The organism is Cohnella nanjingensis, assembly GCF_014212125.1.
Taxonomy (GTDB): domain Bacteria; phylum Bacillota; class Bacilli; order Paenibacillales; family Paenibacillaceae; genus Cohnella; species Cohnella nanjingensis.
Genome location: NZ_JACJVP010000014.1, coordinates 49,827 through 62,970, shown reverse-complemented (window position 1 = coordinate 62,970; position 13,144 = coordinate 49,827). Strand labels below are relative to the sequence as shown.

Annotated in this window: 10 protein-coding genes; 6 read left to right on the top strand and 4 right to left on the bottom strand. The window is 60.8% G+C overall.

All coding sequences use genetic code 11. From position 1 onward, the window contains the following. Nucleotides 1–194: 194 nt before the first annotated feature. Together H7C19_RS10060 and H7C19_RS10055 are read left to right on the top strand one after the other, a co-directional pair. On the top strand, nt 195–1,427 hold the full coding sequence (locus tag H7C19_RS10060; protein ID WP_185142519.1) for an aminopeptidase: 1,233 nt from the start codon (nt 195–197) through the stop codon (nt 1,425–1,427). 142 nt (nt 1,428–1,569) lie between these two features. Further along, nucleotides 1,570–1,995, top strand: coding sequence for a DUF2269 family protein (locus H7C19_RS10055; protein WP_185142518.1), 426 nt, complete (start codon nt 1,570–1,572; stop codon nt 1,993–1,995). 603 nt (nt 1,996–2,598) lie between these two features. Here H7C19_RS10055 and yfbR read toward each other — a convergent pair. Beyond that, a complete protein-coding gene (gene yfbR / locus H7C19_RS10050; RefSeq protein ID WP_185142517.1) occupies nt 2,599–3,186 on the bottom strand; it encodes a 5'-deoxynucleotidase in 588 nt (195 codons plus the stop codon). Nucleotides 3,187–3,277: 91 nt separating this feature from the next. Between yfbR and H7C19_RS10045 the strand changes: the two genes are divergently transcribed. The 4 genes from H7C19_RS10045 to rsgA all read left to right on the top strand — a co-directional run bounded on the left by H7C19_RS10045 (nt 3,278) and on the right by rsgA (nt 9,188). Further along, nucleotides 3,278–4,819 (top strand): fumarate hydratase, encoded by a 1,542-nt coding sequence (locus tag H7C19_RS10045; protein WP_185142516.1) that lies wholly within the window; start codon nt 3,278–3,280, stop codon nt 4,817–4,819. Between the two features lie 36 nt (nt 4,820–4,855). After that, nucleotides 4,856–6,658 carry a two-component system histidine kinase PnpS gene (pnpS, locus tag H7C19_RS10040; RefSeq protein ID WP_185142515.1) on the top strand — a complete coding sequence of 601 codons (1,803 nt, stop codon included), beginning with the start codon at nt 4,856–4,858 and terminating at the stop codon, nt 6,656–6,658. A 120-nt stretch (nt 6,659–6,778) separates the two neighbouring features. Beyond that, the gene (locus tag H7C19_RS10035) at nt 6,779–7,507 is read left to right on the top strand and encodes a response regulator transcription factor (protein WP_185142514.1); all 729 of its coding nucleotides are present in this window, start codon (nt 6,779–6,781) and stop codon (nt 7,505–7,507) included. 553 nt (nt 7,508–8,060) lie between these two features. After that, entirely contained in the window at nt 8,061–9,188 is a 1,128-nt protein-coding gene (gene rsgA / locus H7C19_RS10030) for a ribosome small subunit-dependent GTPase A (protein WP_185142513.1), read from the top strand. Nucleotides 9,189–9,451: 263 nt separating this feature from the next. On the opposite strand, the gene H7C19_RS10025 is transcribed toward rsgA, so the two are convergent. The 3 genes from H7C19_RS10025 to H7C19_RS10015 all read right to left on the bottom strand — a co-directional run bounded on the left by H7C19_RS10025 (nt 9,452) and on the right by H7C19_RS10015 (nt 13,040). Beyond that, a complete protein-coding gene (locus tag H7C19_RS10025) occupies nt 9,452–10,174 on the bottom strand; it encodes an amino acid ABC transporter ATP-binding protein (protein WP_185142512.1) in 723 nt (240 codons plus the stop codon). Next, a complete protein-coding gene (locus H7C19_RS10020; RefSeq protein WP_185142536.1) occupies nt 10,167–11,636 on the bottom strand; it encodes an ABC transporter substrate-binding protein/permease in 1,470 nt (489 codons plus the stop codon). Before H7C19_RS10020 ends, H7C19_RS10025 begins: the two co-directional genes overlap by 8 nt. 534 nt (nt 11,637–12,170) lie before the next feature. After that, the gene (locus H7C19_RS10015; protein WP_185142511.1) at nt 12,171–13,040 is read right to left on the bottom strand and encodes an AraC family transcriptional regulator; all 870 of its coding nucleotides are present in this window, start codon (nt 13,038–13,040) and stop codon (nt 12,171–12,173) included. Between the last annotated feature and the right edge of the window lie 104 nt (nt 13,041–13,144).

Sequence of the window (13,144 nt, the reverse complement as noted above, 5' to 3'; positions counted from 1 at the left end):
GGGCAATCGCAAACGGACAGTCGCAACCGGGCAGTCCAAACGGACAAATCGTAAACGGACAAATCGTAAACGGACAGTCGCAACCGGGCAGTCCAAACGGACAAATCGTAAACGGGTAATCGCATCAACGGACAACCGCGCATAATGGCCGAGGGTCAATGAAGTCATCAAACGAGCAAAGGGGAGGCTGGACGATGAGCGATTTTAAAGTCAAATTGGAGCGATACGCGGAACTGATCGTCAAGATCGGGGCGAACGTGCAGCCGGGCCAGACGGTCGTCGTCAACGCCGCCGTGGACGCGGCCGAGCTCGTCCGCTCGGTCGTCCGCAAGGCGTACGAAGCCGGCGCTTATCAAGTCAAGGTCGTCTGGTCGGACGAAACGGTCACCCGGCTGCGGTACGACATGGCGCACGAGGACGCGTTCCTCGAGGAGCCGACATGGTCCGCTGGCGAGAAGCTGGAGCTGGCGCGCGCGGGCGCGGCCTCGATCACGATCATGTCCGAGGACCCTGACCTGCTGAAGGGGGTGCCGGGCAGCCGCATCGCGAACAACCAGAAGACGGCGAGCAAGGCGCTGAAGGAATACCGGGAGCTGTCCCGGGCGTTCAAGTTCAGCTGGAGCCTGTCGACGGCGCCTTCCCAGGGCTGGGCGGACAAGGTGTTCCCCGATGCGCCGCCGGAGGCGCGGATCGGCCTGCTGTGGGACGCCATCTTCAAGCTGGTGCGCGCGGACCGGGAGGACCCGATCGCCGCTTGGGAGGAACATCTGGCGAATCTGAAGCGCCGGGCCGACACCTTGAACGCGAAGCAGTACAGGCAGCTGCGCTACGCCGGACCCGGCACCGATCTCACGATCGCGCTGCCGAAGGATCACGTGTGGCTCGGCGGACGCAAGCAGAACGCGCAGGGCGTCTGGTTCGTCCCGAACCTGCCGACGGAGGAAGTCTACACCGCGCCGCACCGGGACGGCGTGAGCGGCACGGTATCCAGCACGAAGCCGCTCAGCTATGCCGGCAAGATCATCGACGGCTTCTCCTTCACCTTCGAAGGGGGCCAGGTCGCGAAGGTGACCGCCGCGCAGAACGAAGAGACGCTGACCACGCTCGTCGACATGGACGAAGGCGCGCGCTATCTGGGGGAAGTCGCCCTCGTGCCGCACCGTTCGCCCATTTCGGACTCGAACCTGCTCTACTACAAGACGATCTTCGACGAGAACGCGTCCTGCCATCTGGCGATCGGCGGCGCCTACGCCTCCTGCGTGCAAGGCGGCGGCGATCTGTCGCAGGAAGAGCTGTCCGCGCGCGGATTGAACACGAGCATCGTCCATACGGACTTCATGGTCGGTTCGGGCGAGCTGGACATCTTCGGATTGACGGAGGACGGCCGGGAAGAGCCGGTGTTCGTGAAGGGCAACTGGGCGTTCTAACCCGCCGAACCCGCCCCAGCCGAGCGGCGAACCGGGACGATGTGCCGATTCGTTGAACGAATGGCCCGTCCTGTTTTGTTCGGAACTTTTTTTGTGTATACTTGTCATGATCTGATGTAAATTTTGGCTGGGAGGTTCATTCATGTATAACGTCATGTTGTTCCTGCATGTCGTAGGGGCTGTAGGCATGGGGATTTACGCCATTCTGCCGTTCCTGGCGAAGCGCTTCAAGCAGCTGTCCACGCCAGCCCAGGAAGGGCTAGCGAACGGACTGGTCTCTGCGGGACGTATCGGGCAATACGCGCTGATCCTGCAGCTGCTTACCGGCGGCTATCTAATCTCGCAAAACGAATACAAAGTATCTTGGATGATTGTCATTATCGTCTTGTTCGTCGCGATCGGCGCGCTGTCCGGCATCGTGCAAGGTCCGCTGAAGCGAATCGCAGTTGCCGCTGCCAGCGGGCAAGACGCCTCGGGGAACGTCTCCCGCGTGCAGACGCTTAGCGTCATTATCTTGATTATCTTCTTGGTCATCATCTGGCTGATGAAGAATCCGTGGTTCAAATAAGTCCTCGCTCCCACCGCGCCCTTAAAAGGCGGCTCCGTCCGTAGAGACGGGTCTGAACCTTGCTAACCGTGCTTCCCGCACGAAGGCAAGGTTTTTTCTGTCAGTCGGCATGCGCAAGTTTCACGCCAAATCAGGTCCGTATGATCTCCGACGTCGGGAAAGCAACAACTTGTAAAAGTACAACATAATTTGTTCATTTTGGCGTTAGGAAGGAAGAAGCTTGTAAAAGTACAACATATTTTGTTCATTTTGGCGTTAGGAAGGAAGAAGCTTGTAAACGTACAACTTATTTGAGCCAAAATCACCGAATAAGCGATAAGTGGCCGAATAAGTGGTACTTTTGCAACTTATTGTTGTTTGGACGACGTTAGCGGCGAAAAAAGCGGTACATTTACAACTTCATAAGTCTGCTGGCTGCTGCCCCGTGGTTTTGTTGATTCCGAAAGGATAAGTTTCACCCTTATCTTGCCGATCGACCTCCGATAAACACGTGCAGCCGCTCAGGAAGACGGCGAAGCCGTTATTGCTTGATTCTCAAGGGCACGCCAAACAGCCCGTATCCCGGCTGGAGAGATGCCGGGACGCGAGCCGTTTCGCAGACGCCTATTCCTCCGTCAGCTCGTCGATCGTCCGTTCGAAGCTGGGCGCGAGCCGTTCCAGGAACCAATCGACCTCCGGCATGCCGAGCCCCCGCAGCCGCTCCTCGAACTGCCGGCGCGCGGTGGCGAACTCGCGGTTGCCCGCCGACATCTCGCTAACGCACTTCAGGTAGGCGTCGAGCACGTCGGCGGCTTTGACGTACCTCGCCAGCTCCGGGTCCGCCGATTGACGGGTCAGCATCGGCCCGTAGGCGTTCTGGAGCTCCGGCGGCACCGTCGCGAGCAGCCGGTCGGCGGCCAACTTCTCGATCTCGCGGAAGTTCGCGAGGATCGCGGGGTTGTGATGCTTCACGGGCGTCGGAATGTCGCCGGTGAACACCTCGGTCGCATCGTGGAACAGCGCGTAGGAGGCGGCCTTGTCCGGGTCGACCGGCCGGCCGAAGACGTCCCGCGCGATCGTGCCGAGCAAGTGGGCCAGCAGAGCCGTGTGATAGGAGTGCTCGGCGACGTTCTCCGTCATCGTATTGCGCATGAGGCTCCAACGCTCGATATAGCGAAGGCGGTACAGATAAGCTAAGAAATGATGGGCCATGACTTGCGTACTCCCTTTCTCTCGATCCTGTTCTATATGTTATTATATATTTATAGATTTCTTGCGAATAGAGAGGAGCCTCCTACCCGATATGTCTATTTTCGAAGAAAGCATGTACCGCCTGATCGTCGAGACCTCCACCAACCTTCCAGCCGACGTACGTCGCACGATCGCCGCCGCCCGAGAGGCGGAGGACAGCGCGACCCGCGCCGGTTTATCTTTGTCTACGATCGCGCAGAATATCGAGATGGCCGAGTGCAACGTGTCCCCGATCTGCCAGGATACGGGCATGCCGACGTTCGTCGTGCACACGCCCGTAGGCGCGAATCAGATCGTCATGAAGCGGGAGATTCAGAATGCCGTCGCCCGCGCCACGAAGGACGGCAAGCTGCGCACGAACTCCGTCGACTCGCTGACCGGCGCGAACACGGGCGACAACCTCGGCCCAGGCACGCCCGTCATCCACTTCGAGCAATGGGAGAAGGACGAGATCGACGCCCGCCTCATCCTGAAGGGCGGCGGCTGCGAGAACAAGAACATTCAATACAGCCTGCCGTGCGAGCTCGAAGGCCTCGGCAAGGCGGGACGCGACCTGGACGGCATCCGCAAGTGCATCCTGCACGCCGTCTATCAAGCGCAAGGACAAGGCTGCAGCGCCGGCTTCATCGGCGTCGGCATCGGGGGCGACCGCACGACCGGCTATGAGCTCGCGAAGCAGCAGCTGTTCCGCCACGTCGAGGACACGAACCCGATTCCGGACCTCGCCAAACTGGAGGAATACGTGCTGGAGAAGGCCAACCAGCTCGGCATCGGCACGATGGGCTTCGGCGGCAACGTCACGCTGCTCGGCTGCAAGGTCGGCGTCATGAACCGTCTGCCGGCGAGCTTCTTCGTCTCCGTCGCATACAACTGCTGGGCCTACCGCCGCCAGGGCGTGCTGCTGGACGGCGCGTCGCACGAGATCAAGGAATGGATCTACGAGAGCGGCACGAACCATCCGATGAACGCGCAAGCCGCGGGCGAATCGGCTTCGGCGGCAGCGGGCGGCGAGCGCCGCGAAGTCGTGCTGACGGCTCCGCTCACGGAGGAGCAGGTTCGTTCGCTGAAGGTCGGCGACGTCGTCATCCTGAACGGCGAGATGCATACCGGACGCGACGCGCTCCACAAGCACTTGATGGACCACGACGCGCCGATCGACCTGGACGGCGGCGTCATCTATCACTGCGGTCCGGTCATGCTGAAGGACGACGCGGGCTGGCACGTCAAGGCGGCGGGTCCGACGACGAGCATCCGCGAGGAGCCGTACCAAGGCGACATCATGAAGAAATTCGGCATCCGCGCCGTCATCGGCAAGGGCGGGATGGGGCCGAAGACGCTGGCTGCGCTCCAAGAGCACGGCGCGGTGTATTTGAACGCGGTAGGCGGCGCTGCGCAATACTACGCCGAATGCATCAAGAACGTGAACGGCGTCGACTTCATGGAATTCGGCATTCCGGAAGCGATGTGGCATCTGCAAGTCGAAGGCTTCGCGGCGATCGTGACGATGGATGCGCACGGCAACAGCCTGCATGCCGACGTAGATAAGGATTCCAAAGCCAAGCTCGCCCAATTCAAAGACCCGGTATTCGCCTAATCGCGCGGCCGGAGACGGACAGGTGCAGGTGCGTCCATGAGAAAATTTCGGTTTAAGCTGACCGCCCTGTTCATGCTGCTGATCGGACTGTCGGTCCTGGCGGCGGGGATCTTCACGGGCAAGTCGTATAAGGATAACCACCAAGAAGCGCTGCGCGACCATATGGTCAAGGAGCTGCGCGTGCTGATCGCGGCCGCGCCTTGGCCGAACGGCGAGCCGGAAGCCGCCCAGCGGACGTACCTGCAGGAGCAGGCCGAACGCTTCAAGAGCATCGCGGATATGCGGGTGACGTACATCCGGACGGACGGCGTCGTGCTCGGGGATTCGGACCACGCGCCCGAGACGATGGACAACCATCTGGGCCGCAAGGAAGTGAAGCAGGCGCTGGCTGCCGGAGAGGGCAGCAGCATCCGTCACAGCGACACGTTGGGGCAGAATATGCTGTACGTGGCCATGGCGGTCAAGGACGACGCCGGACAGCCGGTCGGCATCATCCGCTTGGCGATGAGTCTGAAGGACGTGGAACGCAGCCTGGGCAACATGTGGATCGCGCTGGTCTTCGGGCTCGCGCTGGTCTTCGCCCTGGCCGCGCTGGTCAGCTATCGCGTGGCGCTGAGCGTGACGCGTCCGCTCGAGCGGATGACGGCCGCCGCGAAGCGAATGGCGGACATGGACTATGCGATCCGTATCCCGGACGCCGGACGGGACGAGGTGAGCGAGCTGGCCCGCGCGCTGAACGCGATGGCGGGCAGCCTGCAGGGTCACATGGACGAGATCCGGCAGAACGAATCGCAGCTGCAGTCCGTGCTCGACAACATGATCAGCGGGGTCGTCATGATCGGCCCGGACGGCAAGATTCAGCTGTACAACCGCAGCGCCGAGCTGCTCCTCGGCAGCACGGCGAAGGAGCGCGTCGGACGCAGCTATACGGAGGCCAAGCAGCAGTACGAGCTGCTGCAGATCATCCGCGAAGGGCTGGACAATCATGAGCCGCTCCATGAGGAGCTGACGGTGTACTACCCCGAAGAGCGGCTCTTGGAGCTGAACCTGGTGCCGATGCGGATGGGCGAAGACCCGGAACCGGGCCTCCTGCTCGTCATGCAGGACGTTACGGCTATCCGCCGTCTCGAGCGAATGCGCAGCGAATTCGTCGCCAACGTCTCGCACGAGCTGAAGACGCCGGTCGCCGCCGTCAAGGGCTTCGCGGAGACGCTGCTCGCCGGGGCGGTGAACGATCCGGAGACGGCGCATTCGTTCCTGACGATCATTCACGACGAGAGCGAGCGGCTCAACCGGCTGATCGGGGATATCCTGGAGCTGTCGAAGATCGAATCTAGGCGGTCTCCGCTTCAGTTTTCCCCGGTCGATCTGAAGATCTTCCTGGAACGTCAGGTGGAGTTCATGCGGGCGGAAGCCGCCAGGAAGAACATCGCGATGGAGCTTCAGGTGGAGGAGGAGCTGTTCCTCGAAGCCGACGAGGACCGCCTGGGCCAGATCCTGCTCAACCTGCTCCAGAACGGCATCAATTACACGCCGGACGGCGGACGGGTGAAGATCGTCGCGGAGTACGTGGACGGAGCCGACTCGGACGCCGGCGAAGACCGGGTGCGAATCTCGGTGTCGGACACCGGCATCGGCATTCCGAAGAAGGACATCCCCCGGATCTTCGAGCGGTTCTACCGCGTCGACAAGGCGCGTTCCCGCAGCTCGGGCGGCACCGGACTCGGGCTGTCGATCGTCAAGCACCTCGTCGAGCTGCATCACGGCTCGATCCGGGTAGAGAGCACGGTAGGCGTGGGGACGCGGTTCATTCTTGAACTGCCGTTGTTGCAGCCTTGATCAAGACCGGGTTCATTTAACGCAGCGCTAACATACGGATGACGTGCGTTTTACAGTGGCATGATAAATTGGCAGGAGAGCCCGATACTGGCGGGACTTCCTGCCGGACTGGAGGAGCACATGTCGGACAAGGTGCTGATTATCGAAGACGAACCAACGATCGCGCGACTCGTGACGTACAATCTTTCGCAAGAGGGCTACGAGACGGAAGTGGTCGGCAACGGCGCGGAAGGGCTGCATAACGCGATTCACGAAGATTACGCCATTATTTTCCTGGATCTGATGCTGCCGGGCATGAACGGCTTCGAGGTGCTGCAGAAGCTGCGGCAGAACGGGGTCAAGACGCCCGTCATCATCCTGACGGCGCGCAATGCCGAAGAAGAGGTCGTCCAAGGGCTGAAGCTCGGGGCGGACGATTACATTACCAAACCGTTCGGCGTCGCCGAGCTGCTCGCGCGCACGTCGGCCGTCCTCCGCAGGTCCCGCAACGAGGAGACGAAGGAAGCGGCGGTATCCGGCAGCGAGAAGATCATCACCCTCGGGGATCTGCAGATCTTCCCGGACAAATACGAAGTGCTCCTGAACGGCCAGTGGATCACGCTGCGTCCGAAGGAATTCGAGGTGCTGCTGTACTTGGCGGAGCGTCCCGGCATCGTCATCACCCGGGACGACCTGATGAACGTCGTCTGGGGCTTCGACTACATCGGCGGCCAGCGGACGGTGGACGTCCACGTCAGCTCGCTGCGCAAGAAGCTCGAGCTGAATCAGCAGACGGTGCAGATCGAATCGATCCGCGGCGTCGGCTACAAGCTCATGATCAGCCGCAAGGCGGGCCTGACCGGCAGGTGATCCGGTTAGGCTTTTTTATTCGAGCGGCGGGGGCAACGATGCGGATGCTTGAACCGTTGGGGCGCGCATGGTATATAGGGTACGAGGCGGGAGTCAGAGCCGGATTAGCGAGTAAGAGAAAGCGAAAGAGGGAGCGTAGCACTCCCTCTTTCGCTTATTTCGCGTGTTGGGCGTCAAAGAGGGAGCGTAGAATTCCTTCTTTCGCTCAGGAGGATGAAAGGGAAGAAGGGCGGCCGCCTATAAAGGCAGCCAGAGCGGCAGCCAGAAGTTGACAGCCGAGGGACGAGGGACTATAATGAACACACTATCGACAAGGAGGCTGATGTAATATGAGCAACATCACGACGATCGCTACTCGGACGGCAGTCGCTTATGCATCGGTCTCGACGGACAGCTAATAGCAGACGATTCCGGATAAGGGGTCGGGCTTGCGCGCCGTGGGAGACCGTTACGGTTACCCGCGGTTTTTTTGTGCCTATGCCGCGGGGTAACCTGCGGTTTTTTTGTTGTCTCCAAATGTTGTATCCAAATCATAAACACAAGGGGTTATCGGATGAATCCAAAGGAAATGAACGAACGATTGACGGCATGGGGCTGGAATGAAGCCTGGGAAGGGCGTTTCGACGCGAGCGTGAAGCCGGGCGCCCGGAAGCTCGTACCGGCGCGGGTAACGGCGCAGTTCTCCCATTTGTATCAGATCGTAGCGGAGACCGGCGAACGCTATGCCGAGGTGACGGGCAAGTTCGAATTCGAAGCGGAATCGCGCGGCGCCTTCCCGGCTGTCGGAGACTGGGTGGCGGCCGAGCTGCTGGACGGGGAGCCGAGAGCGGTGATTCACGCGGTGCTGCCGAGGATGTCGGCGATGAGTCGCAAGGTGGCGGGCAACACGATCGACGAACAGATCATCGGGGCGAACTTGGACACGGTGTTCATCGTGAATTCGCTCAATGAGGACTGGAACGTGCGGCGTCTGGAAAGGTACCTCATCATCGCGCGGGAAGCAGGCATTCGCCCGGTCGTCCTGCTGACGAAGGCCGATCTGTGCGCGGACCCGGAAGCCTACGTAGCCGAGGCGGAGCAAGCCGCGCCAGGCGTGCCTGTCATCGCGGTTAGCGCGGTGACGGATCAAGGCAAGGATGCGCTGGCCCCCTACCTGCAGACGGGTATGACGGTCGCGGCGACGGGTTCGTCCGGGGTGGGCAAGTCGACGCTGCTGAACTGGCTGGCGGGCGATGACCTGCAGGAAGTGCAGGGGATCCGCGAAGACGATGCCAGGGGCCGCCATACGACGACGCACCGCGAGCTGTTCGTGCTGCCGGGCGGCGCGATCTGGCTGGATACGCCAGGGATGCGGGAGCTGCAGCTGTGGGATTCGCAGGGCGGCTGGCAGGAGACGTTCGCGGACATCGAGACGCTCGCGGCGTCGTGCCGCTTCGCGGATTGCCGGCACGAGTCGGAGCATGGCTGCGCCGTGCGCGCGGCTCTGAACGACGGTACGCTGGACGCGTCCCGGTACGTGAACTACCGGAAGACGGAGCGTGAGCTTGCGCGTCTCGCGCGCAAAGAGCAATCTGCGAGCAAGCGGCAGCTGAAGCAAGCCGCATCCCGCGGCGGCCGGGGCGCAGGGAAGAAGACGCCGATGAACAAGCGCGACTTCATCGCGGCATACGACGAGGAGTAACGCGGGATTGAGGCGGCGACGTAGCGGCGACGTGGCGGCTGGATGCTGAAAGGGGGAGCGCAGCCCCGAAAAAACAAACATGACGTTTTTCATAAACCGCAAAACGCGGCTTATTTTTCGAAAAGAACGCCTTGCGCGCCGAATAAGCCGCAAAGCACGGCTTATTTCTTGCCCCTTAACCGGCCATAAACAACAAACGACCCGGCGCCATCCAAGCACCGGGTCGTTCGCTCTGCTTCCTGTTTCTTCAGTAAATAAGTCCCCTACAGCACTTGCTCCAGGAACCGCGCCGCGCGCTCGGACTGCGGCTTCGAGAAGAAGCGCTCCGGCTCGGCCTTCTCGATCAGCCGGCCGCCGTCGAGGAAGTAGATCGTGTCCGCCGCCTCGCGGGCGAACTTCATCTCGTGGGTGACGATCAGCATCGTCATGCCCGTAGAGGCGAGGTCGCGGATGACCGCGAGCACCTCCTTGACCATCTCGGGGTCGAGCGCGGAGGTCGGCTCGTCGAACAGCATGATCTCCGGATCCATCGCGAGGCTGCGGGCGATCGCGACGCGCTGCTTCTGACCGCCGGACAGCTTGGACGGGAAGACGTCCGCCTTGTCCTTCAAGCCTACGCGCTCGAGCAGCATGTAGCCTTTGGCGCGCGCCTCCTCCTTGGACAGCCCCTTGACGCGCATCGGCGCAAACGTGAGGTTGTCCATGACCGTCATGTGCGGGAAGAGGTGAAAGTGCTGGAACACCATCCCGATGTTCTGCCGAATGCGGGTGATGTCGGTCTTCGGATCGGTCAGCTCGACGCCGTCGATCGCGATGCGTCCTCCGGTAGGCATTTCGAGCAGATTCAGGCAGCGGAGGAAGGTGGACTTGCCGGAGCCCGAAGGTCCGATGATCGCCACCACTTCTCCTTGTTCCACCGTCGTCGAGATGCCTTTGAGCACCTCGAGCTTGCCGTATGTTTTCGTTAAATCTTCGACGTTAATCACTGCGGCGCATCCTCCTCTCGAGCAGTCTCGCTAGCGACGTCAGGATCAGCACGAGCACGTAATAGATCGCGCCGGCCGCCAGGAGCGGCTCGAAGGCGAGGAACGTAGTCGACCGGATGACCGAAGCCCGGAACAGCAGGTCGGCGACGGCGATGACCGAGACGAGCGATGATTCCTTCAGCAACGCGACGCATTCGTTCACGAGCGCGGGCAGGATATTCTTGACCGCCTGCGGGAAGATGATGCTGACCATCATCGTGCGGTACGGGATGCCCAGCGAGAGCGCGGCTTCCCGCTGCCCCTTGTCGACGGCCAGAATGCCGCCGCGGATCGTCTCGGACAGATAGGCCGCCGAGTTGAGGCCAAAGGCGAGACCCGCCGCGAGCAGCGCCGGGATGGTGTAGCCGAACAGCTGCGGGACCGCGTAATAGATGATCAGCAGTTGGAGCAGCAGCGGCGTTCCCCGGAAGATCGAAGTGTATACCGTCGAGAACCAGCGCAGCGGCGCGACGTTCGAGATCTTGAACAGCGACAGGATGCCGCCCCAGATGAAACCGAACAGCGCAGAGACCAACGTGAACAGCAGCGTCACGTATGTGCCGCGCACCAGGTAGCCGACGTAAGGCTCGAGCCGCTTGAAGTCGAGGCCGCGATTTTTGACCGCCGGCTCCGCTTCCTTCTCGGTGCCGAACCAATTGTCGATGATCGCCTGGAGCGCGCCGTCCGCCTTCATCTCCTGGAGGACGCCGTTGAATTCGGCCGTATAGGGCGAGCCCTTCGGAAATGCGATCGCGTAGCCTTCGCCGCTATCTTCGGCCGGGATCATCTCGAAGTGGAGGTCGGCGTTCGTTCCGGCATAGTCTGCAGCCACGGCGTCTTCGACGATCGCGGCGTCGATCCGGTCCGCCTTCAGCGATTGCATCAGATCCGGAATCTTGCTCAGCTTCGTGATCTGCGCGCCCTTCATGCCCGCCACGACGGATTCTTGGGTCGATCCCAGCTGGACGCCGATCCGCTTGTCCTTCAAGTCGTCGAGCGTTGCGTAGCTATGCTTTTTCAGAGAGACGATCGTATTCCTCGCGTTGTAGTACGTATCCGAGAAATCGACGCTTTTCTTGCGTTCTTCCGTGGCGGACATGGCCGACATGACGAAGTCGACGCGGCGCGATTGGAGCGCCGCGATGAGGCCGTCGAAGTCCGAGCCCGCGATCTGAAGCTTGTAGCCGAGCTTGTCCGCGATGTGCTTCGCGATGTCGATGTCGAGCCCGACGATCTCGCCGCCGCCGGCCGCATCGACGTTCTCGTAAGGCGGATAGTCCGGGGAGGTCCCCATGACGATCGTCTTCCCTCCGCCTTGACCGGCGGCCGATGCCGGCTGTCCGGCGATCGCAAGCCAGCAGCCCGCGATCAGGATCGCGCAGACGAGCGAGACGATTATGCGTCTAACGAATTTGTTGTTCATAATGCCCTCTCTCGCAATCTGGATGATGGAATGCCGATGCTGCTGCCGGATCGACGCTTCGGACGGATGGCCGATACCGGCATGCTCGAAAAGCACCTATGTTACTATACCCAAAAGAAAACAATGCCTCAATGTAGAAAAGTTCCCTGATGTGGGCGAGGAGAGGGGAGGTGCACAAAAAATGGGGGAGAATGACCGGAAACCGCGAGAAAAAGACACCTAACCACAGCAATGGCTTCGATATCCGTCTTGAATCATAGGATTTCTAGCCGCAGTGACGACTGCCGATTCCTTCGCCGATACAGAAATCTCGGCCGTAACAACGGCTTCCTGTATCCATCGCAAATCATTGGAATCCTAGCTGCAGCAATCGCTTCCGGTTCCCATCGCGAATCATAGGAATCCCAACCCCCTCAACGGCTTTCGGTATCCATCGCGAATACAGAGCCTCCCCCCCGCAGCATTGCCCAAGGCCCCCGCCAGGCCCAAAAAAAGGACCCGCGGCATACGCCGTCGAGCCCCATCATTCGCATATCACTTGCGTCCCCAGGCCAGCATCTTGCGCTGAAAATCCTTGGGCGAGCATTGGTTGAAGCGCTTGAACATCTTGTAGAAATGCGCCATGTTCGGCATCCCGATCTGGTCGCCGACCTCGCTGACGCTGAGATCGCGGGTGAGGAGCAGCTGCTCGGCGCGCTTGATCTTGCGGAAGTTGACGTATTCGGTGAAGGACAGCCCCATCGACTTTTTGAAGAACTTCACGAAGTAGTAATAGCTCATGTTGGCGAGGCGGCAGGCGTCCTCGACGGTCACGCGGCCCGTGATGCCCTCCTCGACGTAGTCGAGCACCGGCTTCAGGCGGATGCGCTCGACGCGGTCCTGATTGGCGAGATAGCCCATCGTGTCGTTGCGGATCAGCAGGAGCAAGATCTTCTTGATCAGCAGGTTCACGGCCAGCTCATATCCGCTTTCTTTGCGGTGCGCTTCTTCGTAGATCTCGCGAATGCACTCGGCCACCTGGCGGCGGGCTTCCGCGTTTTCCCTGAAAATATAGTTCATCGCGCTGAGCGGCACTTTGGTCTCGTTAAAATACTGCAGATAGGGAATCGTGCTCTGATCGAAAAAAGTCTGCAGATCGAGCTGCAGCACGAGGTACTCGAGCGGACCGCCGTAACTGCGGTCGCGATGAAGCTGCGAGCTGCCCAGCACGACGACGTCTCCCTCTTCCATCCGGTGCGTCTCGCCCGCGACGTCCACGTCGAGCAAGCCCTTCTGGATGAGCAGCAGTTCGCATTCCGGGTGGTGATGCCAGTTGAAGGTGCCTTCCACGTTACGCTTCGCCTGCCAAACCTTGATGGAGAGCAGGGGGTTCTCGTATTCGATTTTCTCCTGATAGGCCTGCATGCCGCGCGACCCTCCCTATTGCCAAAATCGCATAATGACCGCCCATCATCGCACATGGGATTTCGAATGACAAATGGTATACTTGAATTGTAGATGGAATCTAG

What these genes read in the sequence shown, in the direction of transcription:
- H7C19_RS10060 (WP_185142519.1), top strand. Translation starts at nt 195, where the DNA reads ATGAGCGATTTTAAAGTCAAATTGGAGCGATACGCGGAACTGATCGTC.
- H7C19_RS10055 (WP_185142518.1), top strand. Translation starts at nt 1,570, where the DNA reads ATGTATAACGTCATGTTGTTCCTGCATGTCGTAGGGGCTGTAGGCATG.
- yfbR (WP_185142517.1), bottom strand. Translation starts at nt 3,186, where the DNA reads ATGGCCCATCATTTCTTAGCTTATCTGTACCGCCTTCGCTATATCGAG.
- H7C19_RS10045 (WP_185142516.1), top strand. Translation starts at nt 3,278, where the DNA reads ATGTCTATTTTCGAAGAAAGCATGTACCGCCTGATCGTCGAGACCTCC.
- pnpS (WP_185142515.1), top strand. Translation starts at nt 4,856, where the DNA reads ATGAGAAAATTTCGGTTTAAGCTGACCGCCCTGTTCATGCTGCTGATC.
- H7C19_RS10035 (WP_185142514.1), top strand. Translation starts at nt 6,779, where the DNA reads ATGTCGGACAAGGTGCTGATTATCGAAGACGAACCAACGATCGCGCGA.
- rsgA (WP_185142513.1), top strand. Translation starts at nt 8,061, where the DNA reads ATGAATCCAAAGGAAATGAACGAACGATTGACGGCATGGGGCTGGAAT.
- H7C19_RS10020 (WP_185142536.1), bottom strand. Translation starts at nt 11,636, where the DNA reads ATGAACAACAAATTCGTTAGACGCATAATCGTCTCGCTCGTCTGCGCG.
- H7C19_RS10015 (WP_185142511.1), bottom strand. Translation starts at nt 13,040, where the DNA reads ATGCAGGCCTATCAGGAGAAAATCGAATACGAGAACCCCCTGCTCTCC.